16 protein-coding genes are annotated in these 19,181 nt (G+C 45.6%); 3 read left to right on the forward strand and 13 right to left on the reverse strand.

What is annotated here, in order from left to right; genetic code table 11:
* Positions 1 to 21: 21 nt before the first annotated feature.
* Positions 22 to 1,215, reverse strand: a complete 1,194-nt coding sequence (locus BUA17_RS27775; RefSeq protein ID WP_072735611.1) for an MFS transporter — start codon at positions 1,213 to 1,215, stop codon at positions 22 to 24.
* Positions 1,216 to 1,375: 160 nt separating this feature from the next.
* On the opposite strand from BUA17_RS27775, the gene BUA17_RS27780 reads away from it, so the two are divergent.
* On the forward strand, positions 1,376 to 2,257 hold the full coding sequence (locus BUA17_RS27780; protein ID WP_083584888.1) for a LysR family transcriptional regulator: 882 nt from the start codon (positions 1,376 to 1,378) through the stop codon (positions 2,255 to 2,257).
* Between the two features lie 22 nt (positions 2,258 to 2,279).
* Complete coding sequence (locus BUA17_RS27785; protein WP_072735613.1) at positions 2,280 to 2,954, forward strand: VOC family protein; 675 nt, start codon at positions 2,280 to 2,282, stop codon at positions 2,952 to 2,954.
* A gap of 119 nt (positions 2,955 to 3,073) precedes the next feature.
* On the opposite strand, the gene BUA17_RS27790 is transcribed toward BUA17_RS27785, so the two are convergent.
* Both BUA17_RS27790 and BUA17_RS27795 read right to left on the reverse strand, forming a co-directional pair.
* The gene (locus BUA17_RS27790) at positions 3,074 to 3,376 is read right to left on the reverse strand and encodes a monooxygenase (RefSeq protein WP_072735614.1); all 303 of its coding nucleotides are present in this window, start codon (positions 3,374 to 3,376) and stop codon (positions 3,074 to 3,076) included.
* A gap of 18 nt (positions 3,377 to 3,394) precedes the next feature.
* Entirely contained in the window at positions 3,395 to 4,312 is a 918-nt protein-coding gene (locus BUA17_RS27795) for a DsbA family oxidoreductase (RefSeq protein ID WP_072735641.1), read from the reverse strand.
* A gap of 286 nt (positions 4,313 to 4,598) precedes the next feature.
* Between BUA17_RS27795 and BUA17_RS27800 the strand changes: the two genes are divergently transcribed.
* Positions 4,599 to 4,952: a winged helix-turn-helix transcriptional regulator gene (locus tag BUA17_RS27800; RefSeq protein WP_072735615.1), complete on the forward strand. Its 354-nt coding sequence runs from the start codon at positions 4,599 to 4,601 to the stop codon at positions 4,950 to 4,952.
* An 18-nt stretch (positions 4,953 to 4,970) separates the two neighbouring features.
* On the opposite strand, the gene BUA17_RS31395 is transcribed toward BUA17_RS27800, so the two are convergent.
* The 10 genes from BUA17_RS31395 to BUA17_RS27845 form a co-directional block, all read right to left on the reverse strand.
* Entirely contained in the window at positions 4,971 to 5,123 is a 153-nt protein-coding gene (locus BUA17_RS31395) for a hypothetical protein (protein WP_170867959.1), read from the reverse strand.
* Positions 5,124 to 5,258: 135 nt separating this feature from the next.
* A complete protein-coding gene (locus BUA17_RS27805) occupies positions 5,259 to 6,098 on the reverse strand; it encodes a phytanoyl-CoA dioxygenase family protein (RefSeq protein WP_072735616.1) in 840 nt (279 codons plus the stop codon).
* 104 nt (positions 6,099 to 6,202) lie between these two features.
* Positions 6,203 to 7,315, reverse strand: coding sequence for an arginine 2,3-aminomutase (gene blsG, locus BUA17_RS27810; RefSeq protein WP_072735617.1), 1,113 nt, complete (start codon positions 7,313 to 7,315; stop codon positions 6,203 to 6,205).
* A gap of 94 nt (positions 7,316 to 7,409) precedes the next feature.
* Positions 7,410 to 8,681: an MFS transporter gene (locus BUA17_RS27815; RefSeq protein WP_072735618.1), complete on the reverse strand. Its 1,272-nt coding sequence runs from the start codon at positions 8,679 to 8,681 to the stop codon at positions 7,410 to 7,412.
* Positions 8,682 to 8,702: 21 nt separating this feature from the next.
* Positions 8,703 to 9,926, reverse strand: coding sequence for an ATP-grasp domain-containing protein (locus BUA17_RS27820; RefSeq protein WP_083584890.1), 1,224 nt, complete (start codon positions 9,924 to 9,926; stop codon positions 8,703 to 8,705).
* Positions 9,919 to 10,938, reverse strand: coding sequence for a PLP-dependent cysteine synthase family protein (locus BUA17_RS27825; protein ID WP_072735619.1), 1,020 nt, complete (start codon positions 10,936 to 10,938; stop codon positions 9,919 to 9,921). The genes BUA17_RS27820 and BUA17_RS27825 overlap by 8 nt, the downstream gene beginning before the upstream one ends.
* A 59-nt stretch (positions 10,939 to 10,997) precedes the next feature.
* Positions 10,998 to 16,043 carry a non-ribosomal peptide synthetase gene (locus BUA17_RS27830; protein ID WP_072735620.1) on the reverse strand — a complete coding sequence of 1,682 codons (5,046 nt, stop codon included), beginning with the start codon at positions 16,041 to 16,043 and terminating at the stop codon, positions 10,998 to 11,000.
* 22 nt (positions 16,044 to 16,065) lie between these two features.
* A complete protein-coding gene (gene ltaE, locus BUA17_RS27835; protein ID WP_072735621.1) occupies positions 16,066 to 17,115 on the reverse strand; it encodes a low-specificity L-threonine aldolase in 1,050 nt (349 codons plus the stop codon).
* Positions 17,116 to 17,158: 43 nt separating this feature from the next.
* Complete coding sequence (locus BUA17_RS27840; protein WP_244552240.1) at positions 17,159 to 17,911, reverse strand: thioesterase II family protein; 753 nt, start codon at positions 17,909 to 17,911, stop codon at positions 17,159 to 17,161.
* Positions 17,912 to 17,924: 13 nt separating this feature from the next.
* Positions 17,925 to 19,166, reverse strand: coding sequence for a cytochrome P450 (locus BUA17_RS27845; protein WP_072735623.1), 1,242 nt, complete (start codon positions 19,164 to 19,166; stop codon positions 17,925 to 17,927).
* Positions 19,167 to 19,181 lie beyond the last annotated feature (15 nt).

Consider the following 19,181-nt stretch of genomic DNA (forward strand, 5'->3'; position numbering starts at 1 on the left):
ATCGATATCCATCTTTTTTCGTCAAACTCTGGACTCTGATTTATCATGAACCGCTGGAGAGCTTTTTTTATTGCCTATCGCCAACTGAACTATGATTTGCAGCACGATGATTATAGCCAGACCATAGAATGCTTGGATAAAGCTGCCCGTGGTATCATGGAGCCAGCCAATCGCCAGTGGACCAAGCGCGCCCAGAATGTAACCGCCCGATTGAGTCATGGCTGACCAGGCGCTGGCTTCCTGAGCATTATTCGTCTCATCAATGGGCAGCATCAGAGCGATTGGAAACAGTCCCCCGGCACCAATGCCGAGTGGGATTGCGGCCAGCCAAGGACTGACGGACAGGTTCAGCATTAAGACTCCGATCAACTCCATTAACGCACATCCAACAAGCCAGAATACACGTTTTTGGTAACGGTGAACGAGCATTGGAATGAATAACGTAGACGGCAATGAAATTAACGTAAATAACGTTTGGATGCTGCCGGCTGTCTCTTTCGTATATCCTTGGCTCTGGATCGCAGGCGCAAGCCATGCAGTCAATGAATAGAAGATCGCTGCCATCAGGCCGAAGAACAATGTCAGTACCCATGCTCGACTATTTTTCACTGGAAGAGCTTCAACGTTCACAGTAGAAATCTGCCCCGTTTGTCGATCCTTTCGTGCTGACAAGGCTAATTTCATCCAAATCGGCAAAGCAATGATGGCGAGCAATGCCCACATCGCTAACGATCCCTTCCACGAACCCCCCAGGAGATTTTGAAGGGGAACCGATAGTCCAACACTAATGCTGGCCCCCACGACCATTGCTGTAGAGTAGACCCCCACCATGGCAGCAACTCGCGTAGGGAAGTACTGTTTGATAAAGCTGGACAAGAGCGGACCAGCCAATGCAATACCTACACCGGATAGAAATGAAGTAAACATCATCAGAGGTGCTGCACCCACGAACAACCGCAATGCCGTACCTACTCCAATGAGGATTAATGCCAAAACGATCGCGCCCTCATTCCCCCACCTCCTGCTTAGCTTTACGGAAAATGGAGCGAATATACCCATACATAATACGGGAAGCGTAGTTAACAGACTTGCTGCAATTCCGCTAATACCCAGATCACTTTGTATGGTACTCATTAAGGGAGAAATGGATGTAATGGGTGGTCGCAGATTCAATGAAGCCAGAATAAGCGCCAGAACGATATAAAACAGTTTCACTAAGGATCACCTCATGTATTGTTATATAGCTGCATTCACTAATGATCCAGGCTGTAGATCTTTTGTGGTGCAAGACTAGTATAGAAGTATTATAATGATTGAACAATACAATAGTTTCTATTAAAATGATTATAAAAACCAATGATTGGAGGGGAAGCATATGGAAATACGTCAAATGGAGAACTTTATCGTCGTTTGTGAGGAACTCCATTTCACACGTGCTGCAGATAAAATCGGTATTTCTCAACCTACCTTGAGCCAACAGATTCGAGCGTTGGAGGATGAGTTAGGTGTTCCCTTGTTCGACCGGGTAGGCAAAAAGATTGTGATGACGCAGGCGGGAACGCTATTTTTAGAGCACTGTGTACAAATGGTTCGGCATTTACAGAATACCCAAGATGCATTAGCTGAATTCCGCAATGATCAGCGAGGCAAGCTGGTGATTGGAGTCCTACCGTCCGATTTGGACTACCGTCTTACTCCATTGCTCGTTAATTTTCATGCCCATTTTCCCAAGGTGAAATTAAAGGTTGTTTCTTCGATTTATGTATTGAATCAAGTGTTGGATAACGAAGTAGACATCGGCATTGAGCTTACTTCCATTTCAGATGACCGTCTTGTCCGCATTCCTTTGTGCAGCGAAGAATACGTACTCGTCGTTTCGGAAAACCACGCTTGGGCTGAACGAAATGAGATTGGAATTAAGGAACTGCGCGATATTCAGACCGTAATGTTCCCAGAAGGATTCACAGGCAGAGAACTGGTTGATGGCTATTGCCGGAAATATGGTTTCACCTTGAATACAATTATGGAGACAAGTTCGGCAACCTCCATTATTAGTCTGGTCAAAGCTAATGTTGGCGGTACGATACTGCCCTATCCACTGATCAAGGCAATGAATGAATCCACACTACGCATTATCCGAATCACGGACGATGCCCCATACCGTCACTTTGAGATCATTCATCGGTCCGACCGTTACCTGACCCAATCTGCCAAAGCATTTATAGAGAAAACCATTGATTATTTTAATCAAGGATAAGTTCAGAGGGAGCGTGACTTGCATGCAAATAAAAGAGGTTAACTTGTTCACCCATCAAATGGAGGCCATGAAGCAGTTTTACGGTACGTTATTGGAGTTGGAGCTACTGGAGGAGAGTACATCGTCCCTATCGCTTCGCACAGGAAATTCGATCCTTTCATTTCAGCAAGCTTCTGGCCAGGAAAAGCCCTTCTATCATGTCGCATTTACGATTCCGACAAACCAACTCGCTGAAGCCAAGAAGTGGGTTCAAGATCGAAACATCTCTTTGCTTTCTAAAGATGATAAAGATGAATTCTATTTCCCCTACTGGGATGCTACTGCTTTCTATTTCTATGACCCGAGTGGTAATTTGATGGAGTTCATCGCTCACCATTCGTTGGATAATGCAGTCGAAGAAACCTTTGATTCTAGGCAGCTGCTATGCATTAGCGAGATTGGCCTGCCTGTCGAAGATGTACCCGGTACCATAAGCAAAATGAATGGACAGTATCACCTTGAACCCTTTGCCGGAGACGGAAAGCAATTTGCCCCCATCGGTGACGCAGAAGGCATGTTTATTGTAATCGACAAAGAGATGCCCTGGTTCCCAGACGGGCGTATGCCCGGGGTTTTTGCCACTGAGGTGAAGGTTGCAACGGGGCAGACTGGGAGCATTTCGTTGCAGAATGGTTTGTACTCTATTGATTCGTTCTGAGCATGGAAGTATGTAGTCCTATCTTGTATATAGATTTTTCTTTCTCTTTGTACGATTACGTACATCCCATGTGCAAACTAAGCAAAATAAATCGACACAAGTCGATTTATTTTGCTTGGTTAACTCCATCCCTTATTAATTAAAGACAATTTCTCATTGACCTTGAATATTTTCACGTTCGACTCCTCGATCCCGAACCCGCGGAGTCTTTCTAAATGCATTTTCAGATAGTTTTCAGCATCTTCCTCGGTTTCAAAGTGATAATGCCCACCAGCTTCTGTTCTTGCTTCACTTTCAGTCCATACTTTCTTAATCAATCCTTTTTCTAAATTGATGCTCTCAGCCAACTTCTCAAATTCCATTGACATGGCTTCTCCAAAAGGACCTTTAAATTTGAAATCTATTTGCAAAACATAAGACATATTTTTTTCACCTCTTTCTTAGTTTCGTTTAATATATACTTCATTCATCATTTCGTTAAGTTGATATGTGTCTTCAGCCAGTTCTTCCTGAACAAATTCTGTAACTTTACTTTGTTGAATATCGTACATGACCTCAATCTCTCTGGAAAAGAGGATATGTCCTGGTTTAAGCAACCGTGATAAGCTTGCTTTCTTTTTAGGTATAGGTTCTTCGTTAAGGACTTGTTTTAGAGCAGCCTCATATATTTCTATAGATCTTGCACCAACAATCTTAACTCCCTTGTTCTCTTCGTTCATCAAAATAATTGTAGGAAAACCTCTTACACCGAGTTTTGCCACCATATCAAAATCTTCTTCTAATAAATCTTGAGCCGATTGCTCACTCGCCTTTTCTACAATATCCTTTCCGTGAAGTCCTGTTTTATTAACAATTTCAATCAATACATCGTCTTGTCCAATATTTCGATTGAAGGCAAAAACAGCTTCCCGAGCATTCCGAAGAAAATCTATTTCTTTACCTGCATGGTTTTGCTGGATGACTTTAAATACTCTGGATGGAGGATAGGATGAAAGAATAGGATCAGAGTACCAAAGCGATCCATCGATTGGCATCCGAGAATGCTCCCCAACTTCCTTCCAGTGCTCTGCAACATCAGATGGTTTCTGTATCCCATTTCCACCATCCGAGAACCCATGCCAACTTGGAAGTAATCCGCCCATTAATGTTTCCGTTTTAAAATAATGATCGTATTCCTCAACAAATCGATTCAATACCGGCTCAAGAGCCCAGCAGTGTGAACAGATGGGGTCTGTAACATAATACATCGTTACTGTTTTCTCTTTGTGATTGAAATCAATTACTTCCATTGGTTCATCCTCAGCGACACCACATACACCCGTTTCAAGATCACATACCATATTATTTGGATCACTCATATTCATTACCGCCCTTCTGAATTTCTCTGATCTAAGATCAGCGATGAACTCTCATCCCTAATCACCAAGTACATCCTTGTTTTGTTTGTTATCTCGAAGTTTCAATGCACCAGACCATACACCTACTTGATCAAGCATTTGGTCAATTGTCTTTTTATGATTTTATCAAAAGGGGTCTTTGGTGAATTACCTTTGTATAGTATGATTATAATACTTAGAATAACTTCAACAAGTACAATTGTTTTTCATACTAAGCATTAAAAAGTATACTAATGGAGGAAACCTGATGAAATACGACTTTGATTTAAAAAAAATGTGCCCCGCAACCTACGCTTTCCATGTAATCGGAGGGAAATGGAACTTGCCAATCCTGGCAATCCTAAGTGAAAATGAAACGATCAGATATAATGAACTGAAGAGAAGACTTCATGGAATTACGAGTACCATGCTCACCAATTGTTTAAAGGAATTAATAGATTATGGGATTGTTCACAGGCAGCAATTTAATGAAGTCCCACCAAGAGTGGAGTATTCGCTTACCCCTTCGGGAATGAAATTAGTTCCTTTAATTGAATCAATTGTGGTTTGGGGTCAAGATAACATGATGTCCAGCTTGAACAACACGAGTTCCACTTATTAAAGGCTGCTTATAATAACGCTACTTTTGCAATGTCCATTGTTTCTCCAATTCTGCCCAATGGGATTGAAGCAGCGATAATTTTGCGTTCTCTCTGTCTGCACGATACCTCGTGACATACATTGGCTGTAATATTGTATCTTGCATACTCTTGTGCATTTGCCAGTAGTGCACAAATGAATACCTCCTCAAATTAAAAAAAGTCCTGATGACATTTAGTCATCAGGACTCCTTGATATTGCTTTCTGAACATGAACTCGGCTCCATTCCACATTCTGAACTTATATCCCGAATTAAGTAGGTATAGTATTAGAAAACGGAACCTTGCTGTTCAAGCAACTCCTCTTTCCATTCTTCATGTTCCAAAACCTCTAGTGCATTAAAATCACGACCAGCAAGAAAATCGGGACGTGTTAATTCAATCTGAGGCAAATTATTCACCGCGTTATACGTCATAATTAACAGTTTGCGATCAAATGGAGAAATGTTAGGCGCCGATGCATGAGCCACTAATGGGTTAAAAATCAGTACGGAGCCTGCTGGCCCCTTAGGTGCAACGATATCATAAGCATTCACCAGTTTGCGTAGTAAAAGCTTATCCAAAGTATACTTTAAATCAACACTCAAATGATTCTGCCACGCTTCATCTGACTCAGCTTCAGAACCACTGATCACCGTGTCCATGTTCTCCAATCTGTGGGAGCCTGGGATGATAGCCAGCGGACCATTAAACTCCGTCACTTCATCCAGATAAACGCTTACATTAATTAACTCAGGCGCAGCAATCCCGTCCTCCTTTTCCCAATATACGTAATCCTGATGCCAGTTCCACATTTCACCTGCCAAGCCCGCTTTTACATTAATTTTGTATTGATGTAGATATACTTCGTTATTCAAGAGCTGCATCACCGGATTTAATAGCCTGGCGTAGGATTTCAGTTGATCAAAGGCTTTGTTCGTGAAGTGAGGGGCATAAATAGAGCGAATCGTTCGATTATCTTTTTCAAAAACTCTCCTTGGGGAATCTTCGGCAAATACAGCTGGAATTTCTGCATTCAACTTATTTAAGATATTTTTAGGAATTGCTGACTCCAGAAACAAATACCCCTGCTTGTTATAGCTCTCAACTTGCTCGGGTGTTAGTAACATATCGAACCCTCCCACATTGATATTTCTTTCCTCCGCTAACCGTTAATTTCAATGATAACTACCGCCCAAACCCTAAATGGATTTGAGCGGTTTTCAAGTAGCTATTATGTTTTGGAACTAACTGCCTCCTGCGGTCGAAGGTATGGAATGAACGTCTCTTTTCCTTCATAGCTCAACAAAGTTAATCCTTTTTCTGAGTATTCGACAATGGTGTCAAGCGAAATCGGGATTTTACCGTTGATGGTTGTCACAACATACGTTGGGACTGCAAATCCGGTCGTATGTCCGACAAGTCCACGCAATATTTCTATCCCTTTTTCCAGCGGAGTCATAAAGTGAGAAACCCCCGTCACATTATCGCAATGATAGAGATAATATGGCCTCACACGGATCTTCAACAGGCCATGAAGCAATGCTTTCATCGTTTCCAGATCATCATTAATGCCTTTAAGCAGAACGGACTGATTCTGTACTGGAACACCATGCTTCAACAACAAATTGCAGGCTTTCGCTGATTCCTCCGTAATTTCTTTCGGATGGTTAAAGTGGGTGTTCAGCCAAACTGGATGATATTTCTCCAGCATTTCGCAAAACTCTTTCGTAATACGCTGAGGAAGGAGAACGGGATACCTTGTCCCAATTCTAATAATTTCGACGTGTGGAATACTTCTGAGGTGTGAAATGATATACTCAAGCCTGTCATCGGAATAGGTCAGCGGATCTCCCCCGGTTAACAGTACGTCACGAATTTCCGGATGATCTTCAATGTATTTGAAATCCTCTTCAAAGGATTCTGCTTCCTGCTTCTCAAAATAAGTCCCGTTTACATCCGTCGTATGATACTTGCGCGTGCAATGTCTGCAATATACGGAGCATTGCTCTGTAACTAGCATGACAATTCGGTCCGTATATTTATGAACAATACGGTTCGTTTTACGATATTTCATATCTCCAACGGGATCAACATCGGAATACATATTAGGCATCAACTCGTCAACAGTTGGCAGAGCTTGTAAGCGAATTGGGCAATTGGAATCTGTAGGGTCCATCAACGAAGCATAATACGGAGTGACGGCCCAACGGTACAGTCCTTCACTTTTTTTAATCGCTTTTTCTTCTTCAGGACTTAATTGGATAATTTCTTTTAGCGCCTCAACCGTTTGAATCCGATTGCGAAATTGTGCCTTCCAGTTATTCCAATCCCAATCTCCACGCATACTAATTCCTCCTCAGAGCATGTATTTAGTTGATTTTCAAAATCGAAAAATTGTTGTACTCTTCTACTTCTGTTTGCTTGCAAATAATTCAGCATCACCCCCCATGTGAAGTAACATCCGGACCTGCAGGCTGTGTAATGGTTCGTACCGATGAAAAGACGATAAAAATAGATGAACCCATCAGTCCAATCGCCCCGACAATCAAGGTTGGAGTAGTACCAATAATTCCTCCAAGCCAGCCTCCGAGCACCGCGCCAATCGGAACTACACCCATGCCAAACATCCGCATACAGGCATTCATTCTTCCCTGTAAATTTTGCGGGGTGATGCCCTGTCTCAAGCTGCGCTGATTGATGTTATACACAATGACCATTGCAGCATCAATCATGTACATCACCATAATGAGGATGACGGCTGGTAAGGTAGGTAATAATGTGGCTACAGGAATTACCAGAGAGACAAGACCTGCCAGAAATAACGAAGTCACCATGGTTTTGCCAATACCTAGTTTTTTCACCATGGGACCAGCAATAAAAGCTCCTAGCAAGGCTCCTACACCGGACATCGAAAAGATCAAGCCAATATAGACGGGGGCAAGTGCCAAGGTCCGTGAAATATACAAAATAAAAATAGGTTCTATTACATAGGTAAATAGATTAAAAATGACTGTTCCAATCAAAATAGCGCGTAGAATATTATTATGAAAAACAAATTTTGCTCCTTCACGAATTTCCGCTCCCATGTTCTGTTTGGTTCCCTCTGGTACCTCGACCGCATCCTCCTGCTTTTTAATACGAGCAAGATATACGGCTGATACCAGATATGTGCCGATATTAAAAAGGATAGAGAAGGGAGCTGAAAATATCTGAATCAGTGCCCCGCCGATACTTTGCCCTACAACTGTGGCACTAGAACTGCTAAACTCCAGTTTGCTGTTCCCCTCTACCAACTCATCTTTCTTGACAACTGTAGGCAGATACGAAACGTGAGCAATCTCAAAAATAACCGTATTTATACCGACGATTGCTGCGATGATATAGAGCAAGGGCATCGTTAATATGTCTATGAAGATTCCAACAGGAATAGCAATGAGTGCAACAGCACGAACAATGTCAGCTGCAATCATCATTGGACGTTTAGGCTTGCGGTCCACCCACACACCAACAAACAAGCTGATTAACAAAAAAGGTAAAAATTCAACTGCAGTCAAAAATCCCATTTCAAGCGGTGATGCATGCATGGTTAGTGCTGCAATCAGTGGAATGGCCACGGTCGTTATCTGTACACCAAATGACGAAACCGTGTGTCCCAGCCAGAAATTCCTAAAATCATTCTGCTTCAATAAACCGAACGAAATTTTACTCATGGAGTCCTCCTACAAGCTTAATTACTTTACTATGATCTGAATAAGTTTCATGGCTTGATCGAGGGTCCCAATCGTTTCCTCGAATGTGCTCCCTTCAGCAATAACATGACCTAGACGGTGATAAGCATTTTGTGGAGGAGTTACACGATCCCCGGGAAGAACGTTAACTTTAACTTCCTTCACATGACTTATCCGTACTGCCTGATCTTTGCCGATAATTTGATCAACCTGCCCTTCCGTATCTGACATTAGAAACCGGATGCCGGCTGTACCCTCGCACTTCACCTGTTGAATGGTAGGGCCGCGAAATGCACATAATATTTGCTGCTCCAACATATCGACCCCTGTAGTGAGACGAATCAGTTCCGGAATCATGCCTCCTGCCAAACGACCGTTAATCTCAATAATGGAGCAGCCATTCTCTGTCCATTTGATTTCGGTATGTGCAGCTCCATTACGAAATCCGATGATCTCAAGAGCCTGCAGCACAGTCTGAATGATCGTGTCGGATTGCACTGAACTTAATTTTGCCGGAAATAGATGTCCTGCTTCTACGAAAAAAGGAAGGCCTGCAAGCGACTTTTGAGTAATACCGATAATTTCCGTTTTGCCCTGCCAGCTAATTGTCTCGACACTATACTCAGGAGCCTCGATATATCCCTCAATCAGAACTTCCTTCGGTGTTAATTGACCGCGAACATTAAATTGATGTGAAAGGATGTTAGACACGTGCTGTTCAGCCACTTCAAGGTTCATGCAGAGACGAACTGCATTTGAGCCGCTATCCTCTGTTGGCTTGATTACACAGGGAAGACCAATACTGTTTATTGCGTTAGCCAGTTCTGATTCATGGCCAATCACCTTGAAGGGGGGCTGAATCATACCTGCCTGTGCAAGTATCCTGCGCGTCTCTGCTTTGTTTCGCACCCTGCGAATAACTTCAAGGGGGTTCCCTGGAAGATCATACTCTTCGCTCAGCGCAGCCACCTGCTCCAAGTAAAACTCGCTAGTTGTCGTTATCCCCTGTATTCCCGAAGGATCGATTGTCTCTGCAAGGTGTTTGCGCAACTGATTCAAATCATTCGTATCACACACATGAACCTGACATCCTGTTTCATTCAATCCGACATACCGATCTGGATTATTGGTATAAAATACGGGGTCAAGCCCCCAACTTGCTGCACGAGTCAGGACGAGCATACCTGTACCTGTCGTGTTTGCTTCAATAAACACCAGTCTAGACACGGTGCATCACTCCCGAGAGCCTAGCGTAGGACCACGAATGGACGACAGTCTGATAAGGAACCAATTGCGGTCCCTCAGGCAAGCGCAAAGTATCAATTTGCTTTTCTTTTCTGTAGTCCCTGTTATAGATGGTACTGGCGTAACGGTCTCCCCGGTCCGGAAAAATGGCCAATATATTAGTATCTTGAGGAACATTGGACTGCAGCCATTTGCCTACCGCGTAGACCGAACCAGAGGAATTCCCAGCAAAGATTTGCTGTTCTCTTGCCAGAGCGAGCGTTGCAGCAAATGCTTCTTCGTCGTTTAGCCAATGCACTTCGTCAACGATCGAATGGTCCACGTTTGGTGCAATTAGGGAATTACCCAGCCCGCCTTGCAAACGTTGGGGCCAATCAGGCTGTCCAAAAATAACGCTGCCAATACAATCGACTGCCACCACCTTAAGATCTGGATTGTACCTTTTGAGCGCACGAGCTGTTCCTGTCATAGAGCCTCCGCTTCCAACAGAAGCAACCAGGTAATCTACACGTCCTAAAGAATTCATGACCTCATGAGCAAGCTCACGATATGCAGCCGGATTGTTGATATTTTCATATTGTCTGGGCCAGTAGGCCCCTGGAAGCTCCTTCATCAATTCGTTTAGTCGCTGCAATCGTGCGCTCTGCCATCCGTTTGTGCCCATCTGTTCCACAATATCAATCTTGCAGCCTAATGCTGTTAACTTGGCGAAAGTAATCTGGTCCATTCGCGGATCGGTAACAATATGAACTTCATGTCCCAGGCAGGTCCCAACCATTGCAACACCGCAAGCCATTGTTCCGGAGGAACTTTCAATAATGGGAGCTCCATCCTGCAATTGCCCACTATACTTCGCTTCCAAAATAATTTGCTTGGCTACACGATCTTTCATCCCAAAGGGATTCATCAATTCCAGCTTGGCATAGACATTACCGCCGATGATCCGATCATGGTTTAATTGCACCAAAGGTGTATTGCCTATCGTCTCGATCATGTTTGAGCAAATCAAACAACTTCCCCCCAAGCTTTAATATTCTTTTCTTGCACAACTGGTCAGGGTTTCATCATAGCTTCTACTTCATCGTCACTCATCTGCTGAATCTGCTCGTAGAGAAACTCCTCGACTCTGGATGCAAACTGCCTAATGGTTGGATGAAGCAGCACTTCACGTAATGGAACCTCCAGTTTCAATTGGCGGCGAACTCTGGAGACAATTTGCGTAGCAAGCAAGGAATGTCCACCCAAGTCAAAGAAATTATCCTCTACACCGACATGCTCCATATTTAACAGCTCACGCCAGATCCCGACGAGGTACTCCTCCATCTGAGTTTGAGGCTCCACAAAGCTGGCAGCAGCATAGTGGCTGAGTCGTTCAGGCTTGGCAAGCTGGCTTCGGTCTATCTTTCCGTTCGCATTCAGGGGCATCCGGTCAAGCAGCAGGATAAAGGAAGGAACCATATAATCAGGCAGCACATCCTTTGCCATTTGGCGAAGTTCCTCGCTTATATCTGTGGTGGTATCCAAAGTCACAACATAAGCTACCAAACGCTTGATGCCAGATGAGTCTTCATCCACAAGCACAACGACTTCTTTAACGTTTTCATGAAGCAGCAGCACCGCTTCAATCTCCCCCAGTTCCACCCGCATGCCGCGTATTTTCACTTGATTATCAGCACGCCCTATAAACTGGAGAGAACCATCAGGTCGATAAAAGCCGAGGTCCCCTGTATGATACATCCGTTCTCCAGGAACGAATGGATCTGGAATAAATGCCTGAGCGGTTCGGTCCGGCATATTCAGGTAACCCTGGGCAAGGCCTACACCAGCGAGATACAGTTTACCTTTAACTCCGGGTGGAACCGGTTGTAAATAATCATCCAGCACGTAACATCGGTTGTTATCAATCGGTTTGCCGATACACACAGCCCCTTCGGCTTCCATATCCTCGCTCGTTGCTACATGAAGCGTGGAGTCGATCGATACCTCCGTAGCACCCCAAGTGTTATTAAGCGTACCCGGCAGCTTGGCGAAAAAGCGTTTAACTGTGTTTGCTGTTAGCGCTTCCCCAGACGAGATCGTACTGCGGAGCTTACGGAGCCGCCGCTCATCATCAGACGTGATTTCATCCAGTACCAGATTCAGCATACTTGGCACAAACTGAACGTGAACAGCTTCATATTGAATACACGCTTCAATAATTGAACGTGGATCACGGTGCAACCCAGGCTCCAGCAACGCCACACGTCCGCCAGTGATCAAAGGCCAGAAAAACTCTACTGCGGCATCGTCAAAAGTCAGCGTTGTTTTCTGAAGAACGGTTTCCCCTGCTTGCAACTTAAAGTGTTTCTGCATCCAACACATTCGATTTACCCAGCCCCGGTGAACATTGATGAGTCCCTTCGGCTTGCCGGTAGAACCGGAAGTATAATACACCGACACAGGCGAATCCGCTGTTACGTTGCGAATAGGTCTGCTTGTTGGCTGCTGCTTGATGAGATCCCACTCCGAATCCGGGCATATGAGTGAAACTCCTTCCATGGCAAGCTTCTTTCTTGCATGTTCCTGGACGAGACATACCTTCACATCCGCATCTTGCAAAATGTGCTGGATTCGGCTTGAAGGCAGTTCCATGTCGATGGGAAGAAAAGCAGCACCTGCTTTTAAAATTGCCATCAGACTGACTACCAGCTCCAAAGATCGCTCTACACATACCCCTACAACACTTCGTTCGCCCAGATGGTGCAGCAACAGATAATTCGCAAGCATATTGGAACGTTGCTCCAGTTCATCGTAAGTTAACACATTGTTCTGATAGATTGCCGCTATATGCTGGGGAGTTTCACCTGCCTGACGTTCAAATAATTCATGCAGGCATACCTCAGAAGGAAACGCTGCAAAGGTATCATTCCACGTATACAAGATGCGCTGCTGCTCATCTACTGATAACAGAGGCAACCTGGCTATGCTCTGATCTGGATCACTCAAAATCGCTTTCATCAGGGATGTAAAGCTCTTAATCATTCGATCTATTGTTGCTCTTCTGAATAGTCGAGTATTATATTCGAACGTACATGACAACTGTCCGGAAGCTGCTTCCTTCACAAAAAGGGTCAGATCAAATCGCGAAACCCTGCTGTTCACTTCGATTGGATGCACAGTCAGATCACCCAGCTCCAGCAACTCCTCTAACTGGTTTTGATAAGCGAACATGACCTGAACAATCGGAGAATATGCATGATTCCGTTCCGGTTGCAGCTCCCTTACCAGCAATTCGAACGGTATGTCCTGATGCTCGTAGACGTTTAGACAACGTTCTTTGACCTTTTGTAAATAGACACGGAAGCTGTCTTCTCCCTTGAATTGGCTGCGAATAGCTACTGTATTCACGAAGAAACCCATCATTTGCTCCAGTCCATGCTGACTCCTGTTTGCTATAGGTGATCCGACAATGATGTCCTTTTGACCGGAGTAACGATGAAGCATGAGGCTAAAAGCGGCCTGCAAAACCATATATGCAGATGCTTCCGTCTGCCGGCCAAGCGCCTGAATACGCGACATCCATTGCTCCGGAAGGGTGAAATGGAGTTTATCCCCTTCAAAGGTTTGAACGGGCGGTCTAGGCTCATCGGTTGGTATCTGCAAAATGGGCAGCTCTCCAGATAGTTCGCTTTTCCAGAAATCAAGCTGCTTCAGAAGGCCATTCTTCCGAATCCACTCCTTTTGCCATACAGCATAATCGGAGTATTGCAGGGGCAACTCAAATAGCGGACTTGGTCTGTGATCAAGGTAAGCTTTGTACAGAATGTTCAGTTCATCCAGGAAAATCACGTTCGACCAGGCATCGGTTATCATATGATGCATATTGATGAAGAGAATATGGCTCTCCTCTCCAAGCTTGAACAGAACCGTTCGGATCAAAGGTCCCTGCTCCAGGTCAAAAGGCTTGCGTGCTTCCTCGCTTAGTCTCTGCTGAATGAGCGTTTCCAGATGATCCTCTGCACCCGTGTCCAATGGAATGATCGGGAACTGTAGCTCCAGTTCTTCAGCAATAATCGGTACGGGTTGGTCATTTACAATGGTAAAGGTTGTTCTCAACGCCTCATGCCGACGCATTAATTCAAGCAACGCCTTATGCAGCGCCCGGGTATCCACTTCCCCTTCCAATCGGTAAGCCAAAGGCTCGTTATACACCGGATCGAGCGGTTCCATTTGCTGGACAAACCAGAGACGTTCCTGGGCATAAGACATCTCCAGCTTTTGATTAGCCAATTTATTGGAAATAAATAATGTCTGTGTAGTCAAATTCTCGCCCTGGTATCCGTGATCTTCAAGATATTTGGCTAAATCCTGTACGTTTCTTTCGGCAAAAATCAGTGTCAACGGCAGGTTCGGGTCCGTACAGGAACGAAGCAGACTCATAACCTTTGAAGCAGATATGGAATCTCCTCCAACTTCAAAAAAGTCATCCACCCGTCCGACTCGCTCAAGACGCAGGACGTCCGCAAACGTTTCAGCGAGAAACGCTTCCATCTTTGTTTTTGGTTCTTTCTCTGTCGCAGAGTCGCCAACAGCAACCGACGGGATGGGCAAGGCGAGACGATTGAGCTTGCTATTGCTGTTCAGCGGCAGCTCATCCAGCAGCATAATGAAATGCGGGATCATATAAGCAGGCAACTTTTCCTTTAAGGCCTCCTTGATCTGTTCCGCCGTTGCTGACTGGTCAGAATACAATACGACATATGCCGTCAGGCGCTGGATATTGGGAATGTCCTCGCGGAGCAGCACCGCCGCTTCTTTAACGTGGGATTCGGCGATCAACGCGGATTCAATCTCACCAAGTTCAACACGAATGCCTCGAATTTTGACCTGATGATCGGACCGTCCCACAAAACCAATGCTTCCATCCTCGTGAAAATATGCCTGATCGCCCGTTCGATACATTCGTTCATCTGGAACAAACGGATCTTTGATGAACACCAAGTTCGTGCGTTCGGGATCATTGATATATCCCTTTGACAAGCCTTGACCCGCGACATAAAGGTCACCAGTCATGCCGGTCGCTACCTTTTGTAAACTCTGGTCCAGTATATAGACCCTGCTGTTACTCAAAGGTGTTCCAATGGAGATTTGGCCCTCTGCCGAGAAGTCCTTTATCGTGCAGCGATGCAATGTGGAACCAATAGATAATTCCGTTGCCCCCCAAAGATTGTATAAGTCTCCGGGCATATTAAGCTGCATATATCGGCGCCCCAGCTGTGCTGGAAGTGCCTCTCCACCTCCAAAGCACCCTCTCAAGTGTGTCATACTTTGGACCTGTTGCGACGTAACCACATCCAGCACTCGGCCAAGCATACTTGAGACTAGAACAAGGAAAGCGACGTCGTATCGTATGACAGCCTCTACGATCGCCTCAGGGTCCCGATGCAATCCTGGCTCAAGAAGTGCGATTCTGCCCCCAACAAGCAGCGGCCAAAAGATTTCCAGCGCCGCATCGTCAAAGGTCAGTGTTGTTTTCTGCAAAACGGTCTCTCCAGGCTGTAGCTGCAAGACCTGCTGCATGGACAACAATGCCGTCACCCAGCCTTGATGCATGTTGGCGACACCTTTCGGCTTGCCAGTAGAACCTGAAGTATAATAAACGGAGACGAGATGATCAGGACGAACCCCGCTACGCGGCGAGCTGTCAGGCTGATTCTTGAGTTCCTCGAAGAAGGCCGCGAAAACAAGCATCTGCTCTGCAATGTAAGAAGTATCAGGCTGCCCGACTTGATCGGTGATACAACAGCGAGCTCCTGCATCGATCAATATTTGTTGCTTGCGGGAATATGGAGCTTCCGGGTCGAGCGGAACGTAAGCACCGCCAGCTTTTAATATTCCGAGTAATACTACAATCAGCTCTGGCGAGCGATCCATGCAGACGCCTACTGGTACATCTGGGCCTACCCCTTTTTGGATTAAATAATGTCCAAGCCGATTGGACTGTCTTTCTAATTCCTCATATGTAAGGCATGAATCGTTCATGAGGACCGCAATATGCTGCGGAGTCCGCTCGACCTGCTGTTGGAAAAGCTCATGAAGGCAAGCAATCGGAAATTCCAAGCCATTCCCCTCCCTTAATTGTTCATGCCAATGTATCCCTTATATGATACAAGGCCTCCTCAATCTGCTGCGAGTTGACTCCTACATGAGTCACTGCCCGAATACGGCCATGTCCGAGCTCATCGACGTGTACTCCTTTTTGATGTAATTTCTGTACAAAGCTCTCCCACGTAAATCGAGGGTCAGTTACGCGAAAAAAAACAATATTGGTCTCTACACTTTGAGGCTCACATGCAATACCCGGAATGGACGATAATCCTTCTGCAAGCCGTTTGGCATTCGAATGATCTTCCGCCAGCCGCGATACCATTTTGTTTAAGGAAATTAATCCTGCCGCTGCAACTATTCCAGCCTGTCGCATGCCTCCGCCAAGCATTTTGCGAATTCGGTGCACCTTTCGAATGAACACCTCGCTGCCAACAACCATTGAGCCAATGGGAGCAGATAAGCCCTTGGAGAGACAAAACTGAAGAGATTCCGCGTAATCGGCAATCGCGGCTGCTGGTATCCCCATTGCTACAGAGGCATTCCAGATGCGGGCACCGTCCAGATGCACGGGGATTTGATGTTCATTGGCAAATGCCCGAATGTCCTCCAGATAAGATATTGGTAATATTCGTCCACCCATGCGATTATGGGGATTCTCCAGACAGAGCAATCCCGGCAAAGCAAATTGCGGGTCTTCCGGGTCACGGGGGATTGCCTTTTGCAGATCATCGAGATCAAGACGCCCATCAGCTTGGGTCCTGATTGGTTCGTACATAATCCCTCCGCAAACACTAGCCCCCGCTGCTTCATAAATATAAATGTCCGACTCATCACCCACGAGTACCTTTGATCCACGTGGGCAATGTGCCATGATAGAAGCAAGGTTAGCCATCGTGCCGCTGGGCATAAAAATGGCCGCTTCCTTTCCTAGCATTTCCGCTGCCTTCAATTCCAGCTTTTTTACAGTAAGGTCTTCACCATACACATCGTCCCCAAGCTCAGCCTGAGCCATGGCTTCCAGCATTTCACGAGTAGGCAGAGTAAAGGTATCGCTGCGAAGTTCAATCTTGGAAAAATAAGACATACCGTCTCCTCCAGACTAAAAGCATGATGTTCATTTCATGCGATTAAATATAACGCCTCATCGCTTCTGCAATAGTATTTAGCAACTCCATCGGGGCTTGGAGGAATTCATGATGATCTCCATCCAGCACTTTGAAGGAAGCTTGTCCGTATTCTTTCCAGCCGCCTAATAGGGATGGGTGCACCTCTTTGTCTCTGTTCCAGCCGATAGCCGTGATCGGAAAAGGAAGAATCTCAGGGCAACTTTGGATATAACTGCGATTTGCTTCCAGATCAGAACGCATGATTCCGGTGTTCAGCTCGACAATGTCAGGCAAAGCCTTCCCCCCCATTTTATGAATGAGCAACTCGATCTCCACTGCAAGCTCCTGATCACTCAGTTCCAGAAACCTGCCATAAGGGCCTTCATGGGGTGCGACTTGAGATGATACAAACAAGTGTGAGGGCAATGGCCTGCTATTCTTCATCAATTGAACGGAGGCTTCATAGCTGGGTAACGCCGAACCACAGTGGCCAAAGAACGCAAAGGGACGATCCATATAAGGGCGTAACGCTTCATTAAAATTCTCTGCAAGTTGCTCATAAGATGAATAAGTAGGTTCATGAAATCTGTTCTCGCGACCAGGAAGCTGGATCGGACATATTTCGATTTTGCCAATGAATTCAGGCCAGTGGCGATACATGCTTGCACCGCAGCCGGAGTATGGTATACAGAATAAACGTGCTTTAGCAAATGGGGACGGCTCTCTGAGGAGCCATGGATTGTTTTGAACCGCTTCTTCAATAACGTATTCCACGCTTATCCACTCCTTACGATTTTCGTGCATACCCTCGAACAGTCATATGTTTGATGCCGCTAATAAAGTTGGAGCCTAAATATTCGACGGGGCCCATGATATCAAAGCGTTCGTACTTTGCGAATAGTTCCTCATACAGCATGGTCATCGTCTGCTTCGCAGTTTTGTGACCGATACAGTGGTGGGGACCGCTGCCAAAGGCAATGTGCGGATTAGGGGTTCGCCGAATGTCAAAGGTATAGGGGTCGGCGAAGATATCCTCATCGCGGTTAGCCGAGCCTAGCCATACAACAACAGCATCGCCTTCTTTAATTTGAGTTCCCCTAATTTCAACATCACGTGTCGCGTATCTCATAAAATGACTTGCTGGAGAAGACCAGCGAAATACTTCTTCGAGTCCACTGTCCATGTATTCCGGGTGGGAGGCAAACTCACTATACAAATCCTTTTTGACCAGTTCCAAAAAAGAGATGCTAGCAGCATGGGGTGTAGTGACCGTCGCTCCGAGCAAAATACTGTAACAGTTTGAAATCACGGTCCCCGTATCTATCTTGGCTCCGTCCATCTCCACATTCATCAGAATGCTGATCAAGTCTTCACCTGGAGACCGCCGACGCTCGCTAACGATGTCCAGAAAGTAACCGAACAACTCGCGATGCGCACGTTGAAGGGTGGCGGTACTCCCCTCTGCCAACATGTATTCTTCATCATCAGGAGCAATGGCCATCGTCGTAAGCTGCGTCAGCATTGGCCAATCTTCTTCAGGCAGATCCAACATGCATCCACTCACGGCAATGGACATCTCGAACATGGCACGGGCAAAGTCTACTCCGTCCGGTTCCAAGCAAGGAGATAACAATCTGCGGATGGTCTTGCGAATCTGTTCCTCATGTTTGTCAATTGAATTGTGATTGAACCCGCGCTGGAGCGGGCGACGAATCTGGGTATGACGCGGCGGGTCTGTGACCGCCATTTGTTTCCTACCGGCAGGGTCCTTTGTTCCAAGCAGATTCACCAAGCTGCCCTGCTCTGATGTGAAAGTGTCATAGTCCTTCAATACTTGAATGGCATCTCTATGCTTCGTAATGGACCAAAATCCCAATTCCTCATTAACCTGCTGCCAATGAACAGGCGCCTTCCGGCGCATAACGTCCCATACAGCGTAAGGCTCCCCATGGCTATACAACTGAGGGTCGAGCAAATCGACTTCGGCTAAATTCACTTGTGATGTATTCGGGGCATTGGTTGTTGGCATGTATCCATCCTCCTT

Source organism: Paenibacillus sp. ov031 (genome assembly GCF_900143165.1).
Classification (GTDB): Bacteria; Bacillota; Bacilli; order Paenibacillales; family Paenibacillaceae; genus Paenibacillus; species Paenibacillus marchantiae.

Coding starts and splice junctions, on each gene's coding strand:
- BUA17_RS27780 (WP_083584888.1), top strand. CDS start 1,376: ATGGAAATACGTCAAATGGAGAACTTTATCGTCGTTTGTGAGGAACTC.
- BUA17_RS27785 (WP_072735613.1), top strand. CDS start 2,280: ATGCAAATAAAAGAGGTTAACTTGTTCACCCATCAAATGGAGGCCATG.
- BUA17_RS27790 (WP_072735614.1), bottom strand. CDS start 3,376: ATGTCTTATGTTTTGCAAATAGATTTCAAATTTAAAGGTCCTTTTGGA.
- BUA17_RS27795 (WP_072735641.1), bottom strand. CDS start 4,312: ATGAGTGATCCAAATAATATGGTATGTGATCTTGAAACGGGTGTATGT.
- BUA17_RS27800 (WP_072735615.1), top strand. CDS start 4,599: ATGAAATACGACTTTGATTTAAAAAAAATGTGCCCCGCAACCTACGCT.
- BUA17_RS27805 (WP_072735616.1), bottom strand. CDS start 6,098: ATGTTACTAACACCCGAGCAAGTTGAGAGCTATAACAAGCAGGGGTAT.
- blsG (WP_072735617.1), bottom strand. CDS start 7,315: ATGCGTGGAGATTGGGATTGGAATAACTGGAAGGCACAATTTCGCAAT.
- BUA17_RS27815 (WP_072735618.1), bottom strand. CDS start 8,681: ATGAGTAAAATTTCGTTCGGTTTATTGAAGCAGAATGATTTTAGGAAT.
- BUA17_RS27825 (WP_072735619.1), bottom strand. CDS start 10,938: ATGATCGAGACGATAGGCAATACACCTTTGGTGCAATTAAACCATGAT.
- ltaE (WP_072735621.1), bottom strand. CDS start 17,115: ATGTCTTATTTTTCCAAGATTGAACTTCGCAGCGATACCTTTACTCTG.
- BUA17_RS27845 (WP_072735623.1), bottom strand. CDS start 19,166: ATGCCAACAACCAATGCCCCGAATACATCACAAGTGAATTTAGCCGAA.